The 18,184-nt window shown below is 70.8% G+C and carries 14 protein-coding genes; 8 read left to right on the top strand and 6 right to left on the bottom strand.

Annotated features, from left to right (window positions below; translation table 11 throughout):
- The first annotated feature begins 94 nt into the window (after positions 1 to 94).
- Together OHN19_RS29440 and OHN19_RS29435 are read left to right on the top strand one after the other, a co-directional pair.
- Entirely contained in the window at positions 95 to 1,828 is a 1,734-nt protein-coding gene (locus OHN19_RS29440; RefSeq protein WP_330267094.1) for an ABC transporter ATP-binding protein, read from the top strand.
- A complete protein-coding gene (locus tag OHN19_RS29435) occupies positions 1,828 to 3,756 on the top strand; it encodes an ABC transporter ATP-binding protein (RefSeq protein ID WP_330267093.1) in 1,929 nt (642 codons plus the stop codon). The genes OHN19_RS29440 and OHN19_RS29435 overlap by 1 nt, the downstream gene beginning before the upstream one ends.
- A 75-nt stretch (positions 3,757 to 3,831) precedes the next feature.
- Here OHN19_RS29435 and OHN19_RS29430 read toward each other — a convergent pair whose 3' ends face one another.
- The 5 genes from OHN19_RS29430 to OHN19_RS29410 form a co-directional block, all read right to left on the bottom strand.
- Positions 3,832 to 5,124: an RNA polymerase sigma factor gene (locus OHN19_RS29430; RefSeq protein WP_330267092.1), complete on the bottom strand. Its 1,293-nt coding sequence runs from the start codon at positions 5,122 to 5,124 to the stop codon at positions 3,832 to 3,834.
- A gap of 101 nt (positions 5,125 to 5,225) precedes the next feature.
- The gene (dnaG, locus tag OHN19_RS29425) at positions 5,226 to 7,133 is read right to left on the bottom strand and encodes a DNA primase (protein WP_330267091.1); all 1,908 of its coding nucleotides are present in this window, start codon (positions 7,131 to 7,133) and stop codon (positions 5,226 to 5,228) included.
- Between the two features lie 29 nt (positions 7,134 to 7,162).
- The gene (locus OHN19_RS29420; RefSeq protein WP_330269736.1) at positions 7,163 to 8,428 is read right to left on the bottom strand and encodes an NAD(P)/FAD-dependent oxidoreductase; all 1,266 of its coding nucleotides are present in this window, start codon (positions 8,426 to 8,428) and stop codon (positions 7,163 to 7,165) included.
- Positions 8,429 to 8,563: 135 nt separating this feature from the next.
- A complete protein-coding gene (locus OHN19_RS29415; protein WP_330267090.1) occupies positions 8,564 to 9,805 on the bottom strand; it encodes a deoxyguanosinetriphosphate triphosphohydrolase in 1,242 nt (413 codons plus the stop codon).
- A gap of 132 nt (positions 9,806 to 9,937) precedes the next feature.
- Positions 9,938 to 10,711 carry a sirohydrochlorin chelatase gene (locus OHN19_RS29410; protein ID WP_330267089.1) on the bottom strand — a complete coding sequence of 258 codons (774 nt, stop codon included), beginning with the start codon at positions 10,709 to 10,711 and terminating at the stop codon, positions 9,938 to 9,940.
- Positions 10,712 to 10,922: 211 nt separating this feature from the next.
- Between OHN19_RS29410 and OHN19_RS29405 the strand changes: the two genes are divergently transcribed.
- The 3 genes from OHN19_RS29405 to OHN19_RS29395 all read left to right on the top strand — a co-directional run bounded on the left by OHN19_RS29405 (position 10,923) and on the right by OHN19_RS29395 (position 14,433).
- Positions 10,923 to 11,609, top strand: a complete 687-nt coding sequence (locus OHN19_RS29405; protein ID WP_330267088.1) for a SanA/YdcF family protein — start codon at positions 10,923 to 10,925, stop codon at positions 11,607 to 11,609.
- A 213-nt stretch (positions 11,610 to 11,822) separates the two neighbouring features.
- Entirely contained in the window at positions 11,823 to 12,230 is a 408-nt protein-coding gene (locus tag OHN19_RS29400) for an SH3 domain-containing protein (protein WP_330267087.1), read from the top strand.
- Between the two features lie 118 nt (positions 12,231 to 12,348).
- Entirely contained in the window at positions 12,349 to 14,433 is a 2,085-nt protein-coding gene (locus OHN19_RS29395; RefSeq protein WP_330267086.1) for a molybdopterin oxidoreductase family protein, read from the top strand.
- Position 14,434: 1 nt separating this feature from the next.
- Here the strand turns inward: OHN19_RS29395 and OHN19_RS29390 are convergent, their stop codons facing one another.
- Positions 14,435 to 14,857, bottom strand: coding sequence for a gamma-glutamylcyclotransferase family protein (locus OHN19_RS29390; RefSeq protein WP_330267085.1), 423 nt, complete (start codon positions 14,855 to 14,857; stop codon positions 14,435 to 14,437).
- Positions 14,858 to 14,987: 130 nt separating this feature from the next.
- Here OHN19_RS29390 and OHN19_RS29385 point away from each other — a divergent pair, with 130 nt between their 5' ends.
- From OHN19_RS29385 to OHN19_RS29375, 3 genes are all read left to right on the top strand, one after another.
- Positions 14,988 to 16,643 carry a M4 family metallopeptidase gene (locus tag OHN19_RS29385; RefSeq protein ID WP_330267084.1) on the top strand — a complete coding sequence of 552 codons (1,656 nt, stop codon included), beginning with the start codon at positions 14,988 to 14,990 and terminating at the stop codon, positions 16,641 to 16,643.
- A gap of 78 nt (positions 16,644 to 16,721) precedes the next feature.
- On the top strand, positions 16,722 to 17,069 hold the full coding sequence (locus OHN19_RS29380) for a hypothetical protein (RefSeq protein WP_330267083.1): 348 nt from the start codon (positions 16,722 to 16,724) through the stop codon (positions 17,067 to 17,069).
- A gap of 78 nt (positions 17,070 to 17,147) precedes the next feature.
- A complete protein-coding gene (locus OHN19_RS29375) occupies positions 17,148 to 18,047 on the top strand; it encodes an aminoglycoside phosphotransferase family protein (protein WP_330267082.1) in 900 nt (299 codons plus the stop codon).
- Positions 18,048 to 18,184 lie beyond the last annotated feature (137 nt).

Here is an 18,184-nt window from a genome sequence, read left to right as displayed (position 1 = left end):
TCGGCTTAATCGGTTGAGGTAACGCGGGTGGAGTGTCCGACGATAGGGGCCAGGGGCAACCAACCGCCCCGTCGCCGACTCCGAGAGACGTAGCGTGCTCATACGACTTCTACGGACCTATCTCAGGCCCTACAAGAAACCCATCAGCATCCTGGTGCTGCTCCAGTTCCTCCAGACCTGCGCCACCCTGTACCTGCCCACGCTCAACGCCGACATCATCGACAACGGCGTGGTCAATGGGGACACCGGCTACATCCTCGGCTACGGCGCCCTCATGATCGGCATCTCGCTGGCGCAGGTGGTGTGCAACATCGGGGCCGTGTTCTACGGCGCCCGGACCGCCGCCGCGCTCGGCCGGGACGTGCGGGCGGCCGTGTTCGACCGGGTGCAGTCGTTCTCGGCGCGCGAGGTGGGTCAGTTCGGCGCGCCCACCCTGATCACCCGTACGACCAATGACGTGCAGCAGGTCCAGATGCTGGCCCTGATGACGTTCACCCTGCTGGTGTCGGCGCCCATCATGTGCGTGGGCGGCATCGTGCTGGCGCTCGGCCTGGACGTACCGCTGTCCGGGGTGCTGGTGGCGGTGGTGCCGACGCTGGGCATCTGCGTGACGTTGATCGTACGGCGGCTGCGGCCGCTGTTCCGGTCCATGCAGGTGCGTCTGGACACCGTGAACCGGGTGCTGCGCGAGCAGATCAGCGGCAACCGGGTCATCCGGGCGTTCGTGCGGGACGAGTACGAGGAGGACCGGTTCCGGAAGGCGAACACCGACCTCACGCAGATCTCCCTGAAGACCGGCAACCTGCTGGCGCTGATGTTCCCCGTGGTGATGACGACGGTGAACCTGTCGTCGATCGCGGTGGTCTGGTTCGGCGCCCACCGGATCGACAGCGGCGGGATGCAGATCGGTGATCTGACCGCGTTCCTCGCCTATCTGATGCAGATCGTCATGTCGGTGATGATGGCCACCTTCATGTTCATGATGGTGCCGCGCGCCGAGGTGTGCGCCGAGCGCATCCAGGAGGTACTGGACACCTCGTCGAGCGTGGTCCCGCCGACGGCGCCCGTCACCCAGCTGCGCCGGCACGGGCACCTGGAGATCCGGGCGGCGGGCTTCCGCTATCCGGGTGCCGAGGAGCCGGTGCTCAGGGCGGTCGACCTGCTGGCCCGGCCCGGTGAGGTGACCGCCGTGATCGGGTCGACCGGCAGCGGCAAGTCCACCCTGCTCGGCCTGGTCCCCCGGCTGTTCGACGCGACCGACGGCGAGGTCCTCGTCGACGGCACCGACGTGTCCACCATCGAGCCCAAGCTGCTCGCGCGGACCGTCGGGCTCGTGCCGCAGAAGCCGTACCTCTTCGCGGGCACGGTCGCCACCAACCTGCGCTACGGCAATCCGGACGCCACGGACGAGGAGCTGTGGCACGCGCTGGAGGTGGCGCAGGCCAAGGACTTCGTCGAGCGGCTGGAGAACGGGCTCGACTCCCCCATCGCCCAGGGCGGCACCAATGTCTCCGGCGGTCAGCGGCAGCGGCTCGCCATCGCGCGCACGCTCGTGCAGCGGCCGGAGATCTACCTCTTCGACGACTCCTTCTCGGCCCTCGACTACGCGACCGACGCGGCCCTGCGCGCGGCGCTCGCCGAGGAGACCTCGGAGGCGACCGTCGTGATCGTGGCCCAGCGGGTGGCGACCATCCGCGACGCCGACCGGATCGTCGTCCTCGACGAGGGGCGGGTCGTCGGCACCGGCACCCACCGCGAGCTGATGGCGGACAACGAGACCTACCGGGAGATCGTGCTCTCCCAGCTCACGGAAGCGGAGGCTGCCTGATGGCCGGGCCCATGGGGCGCATGATGGCCGGCGGCGGTCCCGAGAACCGCTCGCTCGACTTCAAGGTGTCCGGCAGGCGGCTGCTCGCCCAGTTCAAGCCGGAGCGGTTCACCCTCTACGCGATGCTGGCCTGTGTCGTGGTGAGCGTGGGCCTGAACGTGGTCGGTCCGAAGATCCTCGGCCAGGCGACCGACCTGGTCTTCGCGGGCATCATCGGACGGCAGATGCCGGCCGGCGCGAGCAAGGAGGAGGTCCTCGCGGGGATGCGGGAGCGCGGCGAGGGTCAGGTCGCCGACATGCTCCGCAGCACCGACTTCACGCCCGGCGAGGGCATCGACTTCACCGCCGTGGGACATGTCCTGCTGTTCGCGGTCGGGGTGTTCCTGATCGCCGGGCTGCTGATGGCGGTGGCGACGCGGCTGGTCAACCGGACCGTCAACCGCACGATGTTCCGGATGCGCGAGGACGTCCAGACGAAGCTGTCGCGGCTGCCGCTGTCGTACTTCGACAAGCGCCAGCGCGGCGAGGTGCTGTCCCGGGCCACCAACGACATCGACAACATCGGGCAGACCCTCCAGCAGTCGATGGGCCAGCTCATCAACTCGCTGCTCACCATCATCGGGGTGCTCGCGATGATGTTCTGGGTGTCCTGGCTGCTGGCGCTTGTCGCGCTGGTCACCGTGCCGCTGTCGTTCGTGGTCGCCACGCGTGTGGGCAAGCGCTCGCAGCCGCACTTCGTGCAGCAGTGGCGCTCCACCGGCAAGCTCAACGCCCACATCGAGGAGATGTACACCGGGCACACCCTGGTGAAGGTGTTCGGCCGCCAGGACGAGTCGGCGGCGCAGTTCGCCGAGCAGAACGAGGCCCTGTACGAGGCCGGGTTCAAGGCGCAGTTCAACAGCGGGGTCATGCAGCCGCTGATGATGTTCGTCTCGAACATCAACTACGTGCTGGTGGCGGTCGTGGGCGGACTGCGGGTCGCGTCCGGGTCCCTGTCCATCGGTGACGTGCAGGCCTTCATCCAGTACTCGCGCCAGTTCTCGATGCCCCTGACGCAGGTCGCGTCGATGGCGAACCTGGTCCAGTCGGGGGTCGCCTCCGCCGAGCGGGTCTTCGAACTCCTGGACGCCGAGGAGCAGGAGGCGGATCCCGAGGTCTCCGAGAAGCCCGAGGAACTGCGCGGGCGGGTGGCCCTGGAGCACGTGTCCTTCCGCTACGACCCCGAGAAGCCGCTCATCGAGGACCTCTCCCTGAAGGTCGAACCCGGGCACACCGTCGCGATCGTCGGCCCGACCGGCGCCGGCAAGACGACCCTGGTCAACCTGCTGATGCGGTTCTACGACGTCTCGGGCGGCCGGATCACCCTCGACGGCGTGGACATCGCCCGGATGACCCGGGACGAACTGCGCGCCGGGATCGGCATGGTCCTCCAGGACACCTGGCTGTTCGGCGGCACGATCGCGGAGAACATCGCGTACGGCGCCTCGCGCGAGGTGACCCGGGGCGAGATCGAGGAGGCGGCACGGGCGGCCCACGCGGACCGGTTCATCCGCACCCTCCCCGACGGCTACGACACCGTGATCGACGACGAGGGCAGCGGGGTGAGCGCGGGCGAGAAGCAGCTCATCACGATCGCCCGGGCGTTCCTGTCCGACCCGGTGATCCTGGTTCTCGACGAGGCGACCAGCTCGGTCGACACCCGCACCGAGGTCCTGATCCAGAAGGCGATGGCCAAACTGGCCCACGGCCGCACGTCGTTCGTCATCGCCCACCGCCTGTCGACGATCCGCGACGCGGACACCATCCTGGTGATGGAGAACGGCTCGATCGTCGAACAGGGCACGCACACGGACCTGTTGGAGGCGGGGGGAGCCTACGCCCGCCTGTACAAGGCCCAGTTCGCACAGGCGGTGGCAGAGGTGGACTGATCTGCGAAGGGGGCTGGAACCCACCCAGGGGCGCGGGGAACTGCGCGACCAGCCCCCACACACCCGCACCCGGCATCAGTCCAGATAACCCCGAAGCTGATCCGCAAAGGCGTGATCCCGCAACTTGTTGAGAGTCTTGGACTCGATCTGCCGTATCCGCTCCCGGGTGACCCCGAAGATCCGGCCGATCTCCTCAAGAGTCCTCGGGCGGCCGTCGGCGAGCCCGTACCGAAGCTGCACGACCTTCCTCTCCCGCTCCCCCAGGGTGGACAGCACCGCCTCCAGGTGCTCCCTGAGCAGCAGGAACGCCGCCGACTCGACGGGCGAGGTCGCGTCGCCGTCCTCGATCAGGTCACCGAGGGCGACGTCGTCCTCCTCGCCCACCGGCGCGTGCAGGGACACCGGTTCCTGAGCGAGGCGCAGCACCTCACTCACCCGCTCCGGCGCAAGATCGAGATGCGCGGCCACTTCCTCCGGAGTCGGCTCGTACCCGCGTTCCTGCAACATGCGCCGCTGCACGCGGACCACCCGGTTGATCAGCTCGACGACGTGGACCGGGACCCGGATCGTCCGGGCCTGGTCGGCGAGGGCCCGGGACATGGCCTGGCGGATCCACCAGGTGGCGTACGTCGAGAACTTGTAGCCGCGGGCGTAGTCGAACTTCTCGACCGCGCGGATGAGGCCGAGGTTGCCCTCCTGGACCAGGTCGAGCATGGTCAGCCCGCGGCCGACGTAGCGCTTGGCGACGGAGACGACCAGGCGCAGGTTGGCCTCGATGAGGCGGCGCTTGGCCATCCGGCCCATCACCACCAGCCGGTCCAGGTCGAGCGCCAACTGGCTGTCCAGGGAAGGGGTGTTGCTCAGTTTCTCCTCGGCGAACAGACCGGCCTCGACCCGGCGGGCGAGTTCGACCTCCTCGGCCGCGGTGAGCAGCGGGATGCGGCCGATCTCCCGCAGGTACTGGCGGAACAGGTCCGAGGACGGCCCGCTGGTGTCGGTGGTGCGGCCGCGGGGTGGTTCGGGGGGCTCGACGGGTTCGGTCTCCACGGTGTCGAGCGCTTCGGCGGGCGGGGCGTCCGGCTCCGCCTCGGGGTGGTGCACGACACGGCTCTGCGGGGGCACCGCGACGAGTACGTCGGTCTCGGCGTCCGGCTCTGCCGTGTCGTCCGCACTGTTCTCGGTCTGTGTGAGGGTCTGGGTCTGCACGGGGGCGACCTCCAGGATGATCGCTGCCAAGGAGTACGGCAGCGGTACTTCGGGGGCGGAGTCGGCGGCCTCGCCGCTGTCCGTCCCGTACGCGATGAGCGGAACCGCGGGGGTCTGGGACCCGCTGGGGACGGATCGGCCGCGCTCCGAGGACTCAGGCACCGGAACCCAGTGTGGAGTACGACACATGGCCGCCACGAGGGGCGTGCGGTGACTTTTTGCAATCGGGCCGTGACCGTGCAGTTACCGCTCCGTACAGTTCCTCAGAGGGCGGAGGCCCCGTGCCCCTTCAGTGCCTGGTCGTACTGTTGCAGGACCCAGAGTTCGTTCTTCGCAGCAGCCAACTGAGCCGGGTCGCCGCCTGCTTCCAGGCGCCTGACCGTGACTTGGATCTCCTCGATGCGGCGGGCCACGGCGCGGCGGCGGACCCAGACGAGCTGTTCGCCCGCGTAGTTCTCGTCGACCGTGCGCCGCATGATCGCCTCGACGGCCAGCTCCGTGACCATCGCGCGGACCGCGTCGTCGGGGGCGGCCTCGCGGACCCGGACCAGGTAGTCCTGGGAGTCCTGGACGCCGTACTCGGCGCCGCCCGCGTCCATGATGGCCTGGCGTACGGCGGCGTAGGGCGGGGCGGTGAACTCGTCGACGCCGTACGCGTCGAAGGCCGGGGAGACCAGCTCGGGGCGCTGGAGGGCGAGCTTGAGCAGTTCGCGCTCGGTGGCGTAGACGGGGTTGCGGAGGGTGAGGGCGGGGCCGGAGACGGCGGGCCTGTGCGTCCCGTCGTACGACGGCTGCTGCGGGCCGCGTCCCTGCGGGGCCGGGCCCCTGCCGCCGCGGTCGCGGGCCCAACGGGCCAGCTGGGCCACCCGCTTGACCACGAACTGGGTGTCGAGGATGCCGAGCATGCCGGCGAGCTGGACGGCGACCTCGTGCTGGGCGCCGCTGTTCTTGATGCGGGCGACGATGGGGGCCGCCTCGTCGAGGGCGGCGGCGCGGCCGGCCGGGGTGTCGAGGTCGTAGCGGACGACGATCTGGCGCAGTGCGAACTCGAAGAGCGGGGTGCGGGGTTCGACCAGGTCGGCGACCGCGTCGTCGCCCTTGGCGAGGCGCAGGTCGCAGGGGTCCATGCCGTCGGGGGCGATGGCGATGTAGGTCTCGGCGGCGAACTTCTGGTCGTCCTCGAAGGCGCGCAGGGCCGCCTTCTGGCCGGCCGCGTCGCCGTCGAAGGTGAAGATCACGCGCGCCGAGCCGTTGTCCATCAGCAGGCGGCGGAGGATCTTGATGTGGTCGCTGCCGAAGGCCGTGCCGCAGGTCGCGATGGCGGTGGTGACGCCGGCGAGGTGGCAGGCCATGACGTCGGTGTAGCCCTCGACGACGACCGCGCGGGAGGCCTTGGCGATGTCCTTCTTGGCGAGGTCGATGCCGTAGAGGACCTGGGACTTCTTGTAGATCGCGGTGTCGGGCGTGTTGAGGTACTTGGGGCCGTTGTCCGCCTCGTAGAGCTTGCGGGCGCCGAAGCCGACGACGTCTCCGCCGATGTCGCGGATGGGCCACATCAGACGGCCGCGGAAGCGGTCGATGGGGCCGCGGCGGCCCTCCTGGGCGAGGCCGGAGAGCAGGATCTCCTTGTCGCTGAAGCCCTTGCCGCGCAGGAAGCGGGTGAGGTGGTCCCAGCCCTGGGGGCTGTAGCCGACGGAGAAGTGCGCGGCCGCGGCCTGGTCGAAGCCGCGCTCGGCGAGGAACTGGCGGCCGGTGTCGGCCTCCGGGCTGGTGGCCAGCTGCTCCATGTACCAGTCGGCGGCGATCTTGTGGGCCTCGACCAGCCGGATCCGCTCGCCGCGCTGGTGGGCGGGGTTGTAGCCGCCCTCCTCGTAGCGCAGGGTGATGCCGGCCTGGGCCGCGAGGCGCTCGACGGCCTCGGAGAAGGAGAGGTGGTCGACCTTCATCACGAACGTGATGGTGTCGCCGCCCTCCTGGCAGCCGAAGCAGTGGAAGAGTCCCTTGCTCGGACTGACCTGGAAGGACGGCGACTTCTCGTCATGGAAGGGGCACAGGCCCTTGAGGTTGCCGCCGCCCGCGTTGCGCAGCTGGAGGTACTCGGACACCACGGCGTCGATCGGGACCGCGTCCCGTACCGCCTTCACGTCCTCGTCGTTGATCCGTCCTGCCACGCGTGAAGTCTACGGGGAGGTACTGACACCTACGGGACGAGGCTGACGAGTGGAACGTGCGGGTCCGCCAGCGCCTCCGTGTCCACCTGAGCCCCGGACCGGATCAGTCCCTGAATCGGCTCTGTGACGTCCCACACGTTGACGTTCATCCCGGCCAGCACACGGCCCTGCTTCACCCAGAAGGCGATGAACTCGCGCTTGCCGGCGTCTCCCCGGATCACCACTTCGTCGTACGAGCCCGGGGGCGCCCAGCCGCTGTACTCCATCCCCAGGTCGTACTGGTCGGAGAAGAAATAGGGCACCCGGTCGTACGTCACCTGGCGGCCCAGCATCGCCCGCGCCGCCGCCGGGCCGCCGTTGAGGGCGTTGGCCCAGTGCTCGACCCGCAGCCGGTCGCCGAAGAGGGCGTGGTGGAAGGAGGCCACGTCACCGGCCGCGTAGATGTCCGGGTCGGAGGTGCGCAGTTGTCCGTCCACCGCGATCCCGCCGCCGTGCGCCCGGTCCGCCAGCTCCAGCCCCGACTGCTCCGCGAGCGCGACCCGCGGGGCCGCGCCGACAGCCGCGAGGACGTCGTGCGCCGGGTGCTCCTCGCCGTCGTCGGTACGGGCGGCGAGGACCATGCCGTCCTGTCCGACGATCTCCGTCAGTCTCGCCCCGAAGTGGAAGCGGACGCCGTGCTCGCGGTGCAGCTCCGCGAAGACATTGCCGAGCTCGGGGCCGAGGACCGAGTACAGCGGGGTGGACAGGGGCTCGACGACGGTGACCTCGGCGCCGTACTCGCGGGCCGCGGCCGCGACCTCCAGGCCGATCCAGCCGGCGCCGGCGATCACGAGGTGGCCGTTGTCCCGGCCCAGGGTGGCCAGGACGCCCTTGAGGCGTTCGGCGTGGGCGAGGCGGCGCAGATGGTGGACGCCCGCCAGGTCGGTGCCAGGGATGTCCAGCCGCCGGGGTTCGGCGCCGGTGGCCAGCAGCAGTTTGTCGTAGTGGACGGCGGTGCCGTCCTCGCCGAAGCGGACCGTCTTCGCCGTACGGTCGATGGCGTCGACGGTCTCGCCGAGGTGCAGTTCGATGTCGTTGCGCGCGTACCAGGCGGGTTCGTGGACGAAGACGCTGTCGCGCTCCTCCTTGCCGAGGAGGTAGCCCTTGGAGAGCGGCGGGCGCTCGTAGGGGTGGTCGCGTTCGTCGCAGATCAGTATCACGCGGCCGGTGAAGCCCTCCGTGCGGAGCGTCTCGGCCGCCTTCGCACCGGCGAGACCTCCTCCCACGATGACAAAAGTCTGATCCGCGTCGACCACTTGATGCCTCCTCTTTGACATGCCGCCACCTTGGAGCGTCCCGCACGGAGCGTGAGGGGGGAAGAGGGAGTGGCCCGATCAGGCCACGGAGGGTCACATTCGGGCGCGTTTCCCGTCACTCCTGTCGCGTGCTTTCTACACGTGCCCCATGAGACGTGCATGAAGCGAGCGGGCCGACGCGTCGGTCAGGGACGCGATCTGGTCGACGATCACCCGCTTGCGGGCACGGTCGTCGGGCGCCCGGTCGAACAGCGCGCGGAACTGCGGGTCGAGGCCGTCCGGGGCGCGGGCGGTGAGCGCCTCGGCCAGTTCCGCGACCACGATCCGCTGGTCGGCCCGCAGCCGCTCCTGCTCGGCGCGCTGCATGACGTACCGGTCGGCGACGGCCTTGAGGACCGCGCACTCCAGGCGGGTCTCGTGCGGTACGACGAGTTCGGCGCCGTATCTGGTGAGCCGCCCGGTGCCGTACCGCTCGCGCGTGGCGGCCTCGGCGGACAGGCAGAAGCGGCCGATGAGCTGGCTGGTGGCGTCCTTGAGGCGGGCCTGGGCGACGGCGGAGCCGTCATAGCCGTGCGGCCACCACTCCTGGTCCTGGAGGCGGTCCAGGGCGGCGGCGAGTTCGGCGGGGTCGGTGTCCTCGGGGACGTACCTGCCGAGGGCGACCTCGAAGACGGCCCGGCGTTCCGGTTCGGCGTGCAGGCTGTTGGGGTCGATGTGGCCCGCGTGCAGTCCGTCCTCGACGTCGTGGACGGAGTACGCCACGTCGTCGGACCAGTCCATGACCTGGGCCTCGAAGGTGGTGCGGGTGTCGGGGGCCTCCTTGCGGATCCAGTCGAAGACCGGTCTGTCGTCCTCGTACACGCCGAACTTCCGGGTGCTGTGCGCTCCGCGCGGCCAGGGGTACTTGGTGGCCGCGTCGAGAGTGGCCCGGGTGAGGTTCAGGCCCACCGAGCCCTCCTCGGTGAAGCGCTTGGGCTCGATGCGGGTGAGGAGCCGCAGCGACTGGGCGTTGCCCTCGAAGCCGCCGCAGTCGTCGGCGAACTCGTTCAGGGCCTGTTCTCCGTTGTGACCGAACGGGGGGTGGCCGAGGTCGTGGGCGAGGCAGGCGGCCTCCACCAGGTCGGGGTCGCAGCCGAGGGCCGCGCCGAGTTCGCGGCCGACCTGGGCGCATTCGAGGGAGTGGGTGAGGCGGGTGCGGGGGCTGGCGTCCCAGACCTGGCTGAGGGTGCCCGGCGTGACGACCTGCGTCTTTCCGGCGAGCCTTCTGAGCGCGGCGGAGTGGAGGATCCTCGCGCGGTCGCGTTGGAAGGCGGTGCGGCCGGGGCGTTTGTCGGGTTCTGGGGCCCAGCGTTCGGTTGACTGCGGGTCGTACGGCATGTCTTGACAGTACGGGCAGGGACTGACAATTCGCCGGTGCGGCTGCCGGGTTCCGGTGATCGGGCGGGTGCGGGTCCGTTGTGGCTTGTCGCGCCCCGCGGCGGAGCCGCACATTGACACAGCCCCGCGCCCCTAAGCGGCTGACGTCACCTGAGCCGCCGATGCCTGGTCGTAGCGGTGCAGGATCAGGTCGGCCATCGCCGGGTGGGTGCCCAGCGGGGCCGACGCGATCCACGGGGCCTTCTCCGCGCACTGCCTGGCGAACAGGCCCGGAGCCGTGAAGTACGAGGCGACCGCGACCTTGTGGCGGCCCCTTGCCGTCAGGGCCCTGATCGCCGTTTCCACCGTCGGCGTGGCGGCGGAGGCGTAGGCGGGAACCACCGGGACTCCCAGGCGGTCCGCCAGGAGCTGGGCCGTGCGGCGGGTGTCCACGGCCGAGTCGGGGTCACGGGAGCCCGCCGACGCGAGGACGACGGCGCCGGCGCAGCGGGTCTCCTCGTCCGTGTGCCAGCCCGCCTCGATCAGACGGGCGTGCAGGGTCTCCACGAGCAGCGGGTGCGGGCCCAGCGGGGCCGCCACGCGCGTTTGTGCCCGGGACGCGGCCGCCATCTCCGGGATGTCGCGCTTCACGTGGTAGCCGCGGGAGAGGAGCAGCGGGACCAGGACCGCCTCCGCCTGCCCCAGGGACGCCAGCGTGTCCGGGAGCAGCGGTTCGTTGAGCTCGATGTGGCCCAGGTGGACCGGCAGGCCGGGGTGCCGGTCGCGGAGCCGGTCCAGGAGGTCGTGGACCGTGCTCAGGGTGCGCGGGTCGCGGCTGCCGTGGGCCACCAGGACGAGCGCGGGCGGCTCGGTGCGGCGCCTGTCGTCGAGGGAGACGAGGCCGGGCTGGCTGCTGATCCGGTTCATGTCAGTGATGGTGGCGGGCCGAGGTTGCCTCCCCGTTTCACGGCAATAACGTGTGCTTTCCGGGGCTTCACGGTGCGGGGAGACGTCATGTGAGGTGGCGTGACCTGCGCTTTCGCGAGCGCGAGTGAGGCTGCTCACGTCGGGCTGGACGAACCGGGCGGCCCGCCGGGACGTCCTGGTTGTCGGAAAGCCGACCGGGAGGGACCGTCCGATGCGACTGCCGAAGGTGCGCAGACCCCGTCTGCCCCGCACGCGTGCCGGGCGGCGCAGGCTGGTGCAGGCCGTGATGGCGGGGTGTGTGCTCGCGCTGCTGCCGTCGACATGGCTGTACGTCACCACGGAGGGCAGGCTGCGGAACCCGGCCGACGCGCCCCGTACCGCGGTGGCCGTCGTGTTCGGCGCCGGGCTGTGGGACGGCGAGCCGTCGCCGTACCTCGCCCACCGGCTCGACGCGGCGGCGCAGCTGTACCGGGAGGGACGGATCAAGGTCGTCCTCGTCACCGGCGACAACAGCCGCAAGGACTACGACGAGCCCGACGCCATGCGCGCCTATCTGACCCGGCACGGCGTCCCGGACACCCGGATCGTCAGCGACTACGCCGGCTTCGACACCTGGGACTCGTGCGTCCGCGCCAGGAAGATCTTCGGCGTGGACCGGGCGGTGCTGATCAGCCAGGGGTTCCACATCCGGCGCGCGGTCGCGCTCTGCGAGGCGGCGGGGATCACGTCGTACGGCGTCGGGGTGACCGACCGGCACGACGTCACCTGGTACTACGGCGGCGCGCGGGAGCTGTTCGCGGCCGGCAAGGCGGCCCTGGACGTGGCGTTCCGGCCGGATCCGCGGTTCCTGGGACCGAAGGAGCCGGGTGTGACGAACGCGCTGGCCTCGGCGCACTGAAGCGCGCTGAAGCCCACTGACACGTACTGAAGCGCGCTGAAGCCCACTGACACGTACTGAAGCGCACTGAGACCTGCTGAGACGCACCGAGCAAGCGGGTGCTCGGCGTCCGCACGGGGCGATGTGGTGAACAGTGCATGACACCCCACCGGCGGGACGCGACGACCTCGCATGATGGGACGCGAGAGTCCGACCGCTACCCAGGGGGAAAGCATGCTCTCGTCCGTCAAGCACGCCCTGACCAGGCGTCGCCGGGCAGCCACCGTCATCGCCACGGCCCTGCTCACCGCGGGTGCCGGGCTGACGTTCGCGCCGTCCGCGAGCGCCGACCCGTTCCGGTGTCCGCCGGACGTCGGAAGTGACAGTCAGTCGCTGTGCGCCCATGTCATCAAGATCGACCCGGGCAGCTCGCTGACCGTTCGCTCCGGCCCCGGCAGCGGCTACTCCAACGTCGGCAGCCTGCCCAACGGGGCGATCGTCGAGGTGGAGTGCTGGACCTACGGCACCCCGGTCCAGGGTTACACCATCTGGACCCGGCTCTACAGCGCCGGCGGCAGCCGGTACGTCAGCGACTACTACCTCGACACCGGCCACGTGCAGAACTTCCTGCCCCGCTGCTGAGGTGAGAGTGGGCGAGTGCGCCCCTCACCGCTTCCGGGCCCCGAACGGGAGGTCGCCGTCTTGGGCGCGTAACAAAGGGCCCTCCCCGGCGTAACACGGCCGAAGCACGCTGAGAGACATGCCGAACTCCGCGACGCCCACGCACTGCCCGTACTGCGCCCTGCAGTGCGGGATGAACCTGACCCCCGCTCCGGACGGGACCGTAGAGGTCAGTGAGCGCGCGGACTTCCCGGTGAACCGGGGCGCGCTGTGCGGCAAGGGCCGTACCGCGCCCGCGGTGCTCTCGTCCCGGGTGCGCCTGACCTCCCCGTTGGTGCGCTCCGGCGGCACGCTCGTGCCCGCGACCTGGGACGAGGCACTGGACCGGATCGCCGAGGGGCTGTCCCGCACGCGCACGGAGCATGGCCCGGACGCGTGCGGGGTCTTCGGCGGCGGCGGCCTGACGAACGAGAAGGCGTACACGCTCGGCAAGTTCGCCCGGGTCGTCCTCGGCACCTCGCAGATCGACTACAACGGCCGCTTCTGCATGTCCTCCGCGGCGGCCGGCGGGATGAAGGCCTTCGGCCTGGACCGCGGGCTGCCGTTCCCGCTGGAGGACATCCCGAAGTCCGGCTGTGTCATCCTCGTCGGCTCCAACCTCGCCGAGACCATGCCACCCTCCCTGCGGTTCTTCACCGAGCTCAAGGAGAACGGCGGCACGCTGATCGTCATCGACCCGCGCCGCACGAAGACCGCCGAGCAGGCCGACCTGCATCTGATGCCCCGGCCGGGCACGGACCTGGCCCTCGCGCTCGGGCTGCTCCACCTGGTGGTGGCGGAGGGCCGCACGGACGAGGCGTACATCAGCGAGCGCACGGTCGGCTGGGAGGACGCGCGGGCCGCCGCGATGGCCCACTGGCCGGAGTACGTCGAGCGGATCACCGGCGTTTCGGTGCCCCAACTCCGGGAGACGGTACGGCTGTTCTGCGAGCCTGAGTCCGCGATGGTGCTCACCGCGCGCGGGCCCGAGCAGCAGTCCAAGGGCACCGACACCGTCAGCGCGTGGATCAACCTGTGCCTGGCGACCGGGCGCGCGGGGCGGCCGTACAGCGGATACGGCTGTCTGACCGGGCAGGGCAACGGACAGGGCGGGCGCGAACACGGCCAGAAGGCCGACCAGTTGCCCGGCTACCGCAAGCTGGACGACCCGGCGGCGCGGGCGCATGTCGCCGAGGTGTGGGGCGTGGACCCCGACTCGCTGCCCGGACCGGGGCGCAGCGCCTACGAGTTGCTGGACGCGCTGGGCACGGACATCAGGTCGCTTCTGCTGATGGGGTCCAACCCGGTGGTGTCGGCGCCGCGCGCCGCGCACATCGAGGAGCGCATCAAGTCCCTCGACTTCCTTGCCGTCTGTGACGTGGTGCTGTCGGAGACGGCGGCCCTCGCGGACGTGGTCCTGCCGGTGACGCAGTGGGCGGAGGAGACGGGTACGACGACCAACCTGGAGGGGCGGGTACTGCTGCGCCGGAAGGCGATCACGCCCCCGGACGGCATCCGCAGCGACCTGGAGGTCATGCACGAGCTCGCCGACCGGCTCGGCGTGGAGAAGGGCTTCCCGACCGACCCCGAGGAGGTCTTCGAGGAGCTGCGGCGGGCGAGCGCGGGCGGTCCGGCCGACTACTCCGGGATCACCTACCGGCGGCTGGCCGAGGAGAACGGGGTGTTCTGGCCGTGTCCGACGGACGACACGGTGGCGGTGCATCCCGGCACCCCGCGGCTCTTCCTGGACCGTTTCGCCCACCCGGACGGACGGGCCCGCTTCGTCCCGGTCTCGCACCGGGCGATCGCGGAGGAGCCCGACGAGGAGTACCCGGTGCTGCTGACGACCGGCCGGGTCGTGGCGCAGTACCAGTCCGGTGCGCAGACCCGCCGGGTGGACGAGCTGAACGCCGCCGCGCCGGGCCCGTTCGTGGAGCTGCACCCGCGGCTCGCGGAGCGTCTCGGTGCCGCCGAGGGCGACCCGGTGGCCGTGGTCTCGCGGCGCGGGCGGGCCGTGGCCCCGGCCCGGATCACCCTCGGGATCCGCCCGGACACCGTCTTCATGCCCTTCCACTGGTACGGCGAGGGCCGCGCCAACACCCTCACCAACCCGGCCCTGGACCCGACCTCCCGGATGCCGGAGTTCAAGGCGTGCGCGGTGCGGGTGGAGGCGGTGGAGCGGTAGCTCACCGCGTCAGCCAGTCGCCGCTCTCGATCAGCTTGCCGTGCGCTCGCAGGCGTACGGCGACGGAGGGCGCGGCCATGTACACCCACGCGCGTACGGCCGTGCCGTCGGCGGCGCGCACGACCTCGTGTGCGACGCGTTCGTAGAGGTTGCGCGGGTCGCCCGGTGTGAATTCCTCCAACTCGTCGAGTGCGGCGAGCAGTTCGTCGTAGTCCTCGGGGTCCGCGGTGACGAGCTCGCCGAAGACCGGTCCGCCGTCCGGCTCCGCCACGGCGTACGGGTATCCGGGGCCGTCGTAGAGCAGCGCGTCGGGCAGTCGGCCCGGTGCCTCGGAGCGGACGCGGCCGCGCAGGAAGAGGTCGTGGTTGACCTCGCCGGGGCGGAGGGTGCCGTAGACGAAGAAGGGGAGGGTCTCGGGGATCACAGAAACGATTCTCTCCCCTCACACACCTGCACGTGACGCGGTATGGACACGGCTTGTCATGGCCTCTTAAATCTTCGTCAACGTCCGCGCCACCCCCACGCGCCCCATTGGCGCCTTTCTGAGGAGACCGATGAGTCGGATACGGCCGTACGTCCGAGGTGCCCGTTCCCGTCGTCTCGCCACCGCCGGAGTGGCCGCCACCGCCGCCACCCTGCTGGCCGCCGCCCTCTCCCCCGCCGCCGGTGCGGCCGACAGACCCACCAGGGCAGACGCGCTCGACAACGCCGCGTCGGCGCTCGCCGACCAGGCCTCGGCGCTCGGGCTCACCTCCGCGCAGCGCACGAAGGTCCGTGACGTGATCGTCGACCCCGACGGCACCCAGCACGTCCGATACGACCGCACCTACCGCCAACTCCCCGTGCTCGGCGGCGACTTCGTGGTCCACCTGGCGCCGGACGGGGCGTACGAGAGCTCCTCGCGCGCCACCAGGAACGCGATATCCCTGGCCAGTGTCACCCCCGCGCTGTCCGCCCCGAAGGCCGCCGACCTCGCCGCGAACGCGCTCAAGGCGGCCAACCTCGGCGAGACCCTGAAGAAGCTCACCGCCAAGCCGCAGCTGGTCGTCGACGCGCTGCACGGGGCCCCGAAGCTGGCCTGGCGGACGAACGCGGCCGCCCAGGACTCGCTCGGCAACCCGGTCGCCCGGACCGTCCTCACCGACGCCCGCACCGGCGCGCAGATCGACGCGTGGGACAGCATCGAACAGGCCGCCGGTGACGGGAAGTCGCTGTACAGCGGCACGGTCGCGCTGAACACCACGCAGTCGGGATCGACGTACCAGCTCAAGGACGCGACGCGCGGGAACACCTACACCGGTGACGCGGCCAACAAGACCGACCTGTGCTTCCTGACCATCTGCATCAGCAGGGCCCCGGCGACCCTCTTCACCGACGCCGACAACCACTGGGGCACGGGGGCGACTTCGGACCGGGCCACGGCGGCGGTGGACGCGCAGTACGGGACCGACGTCACCTGGGACTACTACAAGAACGTCCACGCGCGGAACGGCATCGGCGGCGACGGCAAGGGGTCCTACAACCGCGTCCACTACGGCAACAACTACAACAACGCCTTCTGGGACGACAGTTGCTTCTGCATGACGTACGGCGACGGTGACGGGACGCAGATGGGCCCGCTGGTGTCGCTGGACGTGGCCGGGCACGAGATGTCGCACGGCGTGACGTCCAAGACGGCGGCGCTGACGTACTCGGGCGAGTCGGGCGGGCTCAACGAGGCGACCTCCGACATCTTCGGCACGCTGGTGGAGTTCTACGCGGGCAACTCCTCCGACACCGGTGACTACCTGATCGGCGAGAAGATCGTCCGCTCCGGCTTCGGGCGGGACGCCCTGCGGTACATGGACAAGCCCTCCAGGGACGGCAAGTCCGCGGACTCCTGGAGCAGTTCGGTGGGCAACCTCGACGTCCACTACTCCTCCGGGGTCGCGAACCACTTCGCGTATCTGCTGGCGGAGGGCAGCGGCGCCAAGACCATCAACGGCGTCAGCTACAACTCCCCCACCTCCAACGGCTCCACGGTCACCGGGATCGGCCGGGACAAGCTGGGGGCGATCTGGTACCGGGCGCTGACGGTCTACATGACGTCCTCGACGAACTACGCGGGGGCGCGGACGGCCACGCTGAACGCGGCGAAGGATCTGTACGGTGCGGGCAGCGCGGAGTACAACGCGGTGGCGGCGGCCTGGAGCGCGGTGAACGTGAACTGACGTTCCCTGATCCCCGGACGTACGACGCGGCCGCCTCCGATGCCGGGGGCGGCCGTACTCATGGGAAGGGAGAGGAACTTGGGCGAGGGCGATCCGCACATCCACGTCGAGGTGAAGGTGGTCCGGGGTGAGGCCGCCGTGCGCACCATGCTCGCGGCCACGTTCGGGCTCGCCGGGGATCTGCCGAGCGTCGTCGCCACCGGGTGCGGGGTGCGGGTGCCGTACGCCATGACCTCGCCCCGTCCCGACCGGGTGACGTGTCTGGCCTGCCGGGAGTACGCGCGCGCCGAGCATCTGCGGTTCGCCGACGACATCGAGCGCATCGGCAGCCTGCCGGGGTCCTCCGTCACCCCCGCCGCGGCCCGGCAGGCGGCGGCACGGCATCGCACGCTCGCGGAGCGGTTCTCGTCGGGCACCGGGGACTGAGGGAAAAGCGCTGGCATCCGGCTCGCGCGCGCGGATACGCTCCCCCGCCGACGCCCACCCCACTCCCCCTGGAGTCCCATGCCGTCCACCACGAAGATGCACGCCGACGAGCTCGACATCGACGGGGAACTGGTGAGCGGGCTGATCGCGGACCAGTTCCCGCGCTGGGGCGAACTCCCGGTCTCCCGCGTCGACTCGGCCGGGACGGACAACGCGATGTTCCAGCTCGGGGACGACATGGTCGTACGGCTGCCGCGGTTGCCCGGTGGCGGGCGGCAGGTGGAGTTCGAGCACCGGTGGCTGCCCCGGCTGGCACCGCGGCTTCCGCTGGCGGTGCCGGAGCCGTTGGCGAAGGGGGAACCCGGCCGGGGGTACGCGCTGCCCTGGGGGGTGTACCGGTGGCTGGACGGGGACAACGCCTACGACGCACCGATCGCCGAACTCGCCGACGCGGCCGTGTCGTTGGGGCGGTTCGTCACCGCGTTGCGGGCGGTCGACGCTACCGGCGGGCCGGCCTCCTACCGCCCCGGGCCCCTGCACCTCTTCGACGACGGCAACCGGCTGGCGATCCGGGACCTGGGCGCCGCCGGCATCCTGGACGCGGGCCGGGCGAACGCCCTCGCCGACGAGGCCCTGGGACTGCCCGGGTGGGGCGGGGCTCCCGTCTGGCTCCATGCGGACCTCCTCCCCGGCAACCTGCTCACCGTGCGCGGCCGCCTCACCGCGGTCATCGACTTCGGCTGCCTGGGCGTCGGGGAGCCCACGGCGGACACCCTGCCCGCCTGGACCGTGTTCACCGGCGAGAGCCGCCGTCTGTTCCGGGAAGCGGCCGAGTTCGACGAGGCCACCTGGGAGCGGGGCCGCGCGTGGGCCCTGCGCTGGGGGGTGGGCGCGGTGCACTACTACCGGGACGGCAAGAACCCGGTCCTCGCGGCGGTGGGCCGACGAGCGGTCGACGAGGCGCTCGCCGGGTTTTGAGCGGTTGGCGAAATGCGCTGCGAGCGCAGGGCGTGCCGACCCGCGACCTCACCGACCACGACGACCCTCGACGGCGGAGGCGCGCCTTGGGGAGCGGGCCGGGGGCTGTCCGGGACGCGCGGGCGTGCGGAGTGGGC

Origin of the sequence: Streptomyces griseorubiginosus, assembly GCF_036345115.1 — a bacterium.
GTDB lineage: Bacteria > Actinomycetota > Actinomycetes > Streptomycetales > Streptomycetaceae > Streptomyces > Streptomyces griseorubiginosus_C.
Note: the sequence above shows the minus strand (reverse complement) of the source record. Positions and strands in the feature narration are given on the sequence as shown.

Coding starts and splice junctions, on each gene's coding strand:
- OHN19_RS29435 (WP_330267093.1), top strand. CDS start 1,828: ATGGCCGGGCCCATGGGGCGCATGATGGCCGGCGGCGGTCCCGAGAAC.
- OHN19_RS29415 (WP_330267090.1), bottom strand. CDS start 9,805: ATGCCGTACGACCCGCAGTCAACCGAACGCTGGGCCCCAGAACCCGAC.
- OHN19_RS29410 (WP_330267089.1), bottom strand. CDS start 10,711: ATGAACCGGATCAGCAGCCAGCCCGGCCTCGTCTCCCTCGACGACAGG.
- OHN19_RS29405 (WP_330267088.1), top strand. CDS start 10,923: ATGCGACTGCCGAAGGTGCGCAGACCCCGTCTGCCCCGCACGCGTGCC.
- OHN19_RS29400 (WP_330267087.1), top strand. CDS start 11,823: ATGCTCTCGTCCGTCAAGCACGCCCTGACCAGGCGTCGCCGGGCAGCC.
- OHN19_RS29395 (WP_330267086.1), top strand. CDS start 12,349: ATGCCGAACTCCGCGACGCCCACGCACTGCCCGTACTGCGCCCTGCAG.
- OHN19_RS29385 (WP_330267084.1), top strand. CDS start 14,988: ATGAGTCGGATACGGCCGTACGTCCGAGGTGCCCGTTCCCGTCGTCTC.
- OHN19_RS29375 (WP_330267082.1), top strand. CDS start 17,148: ATGCCGTCCACCACGAAGATGCACGCCGACGAGCTCGACATCGACGGG.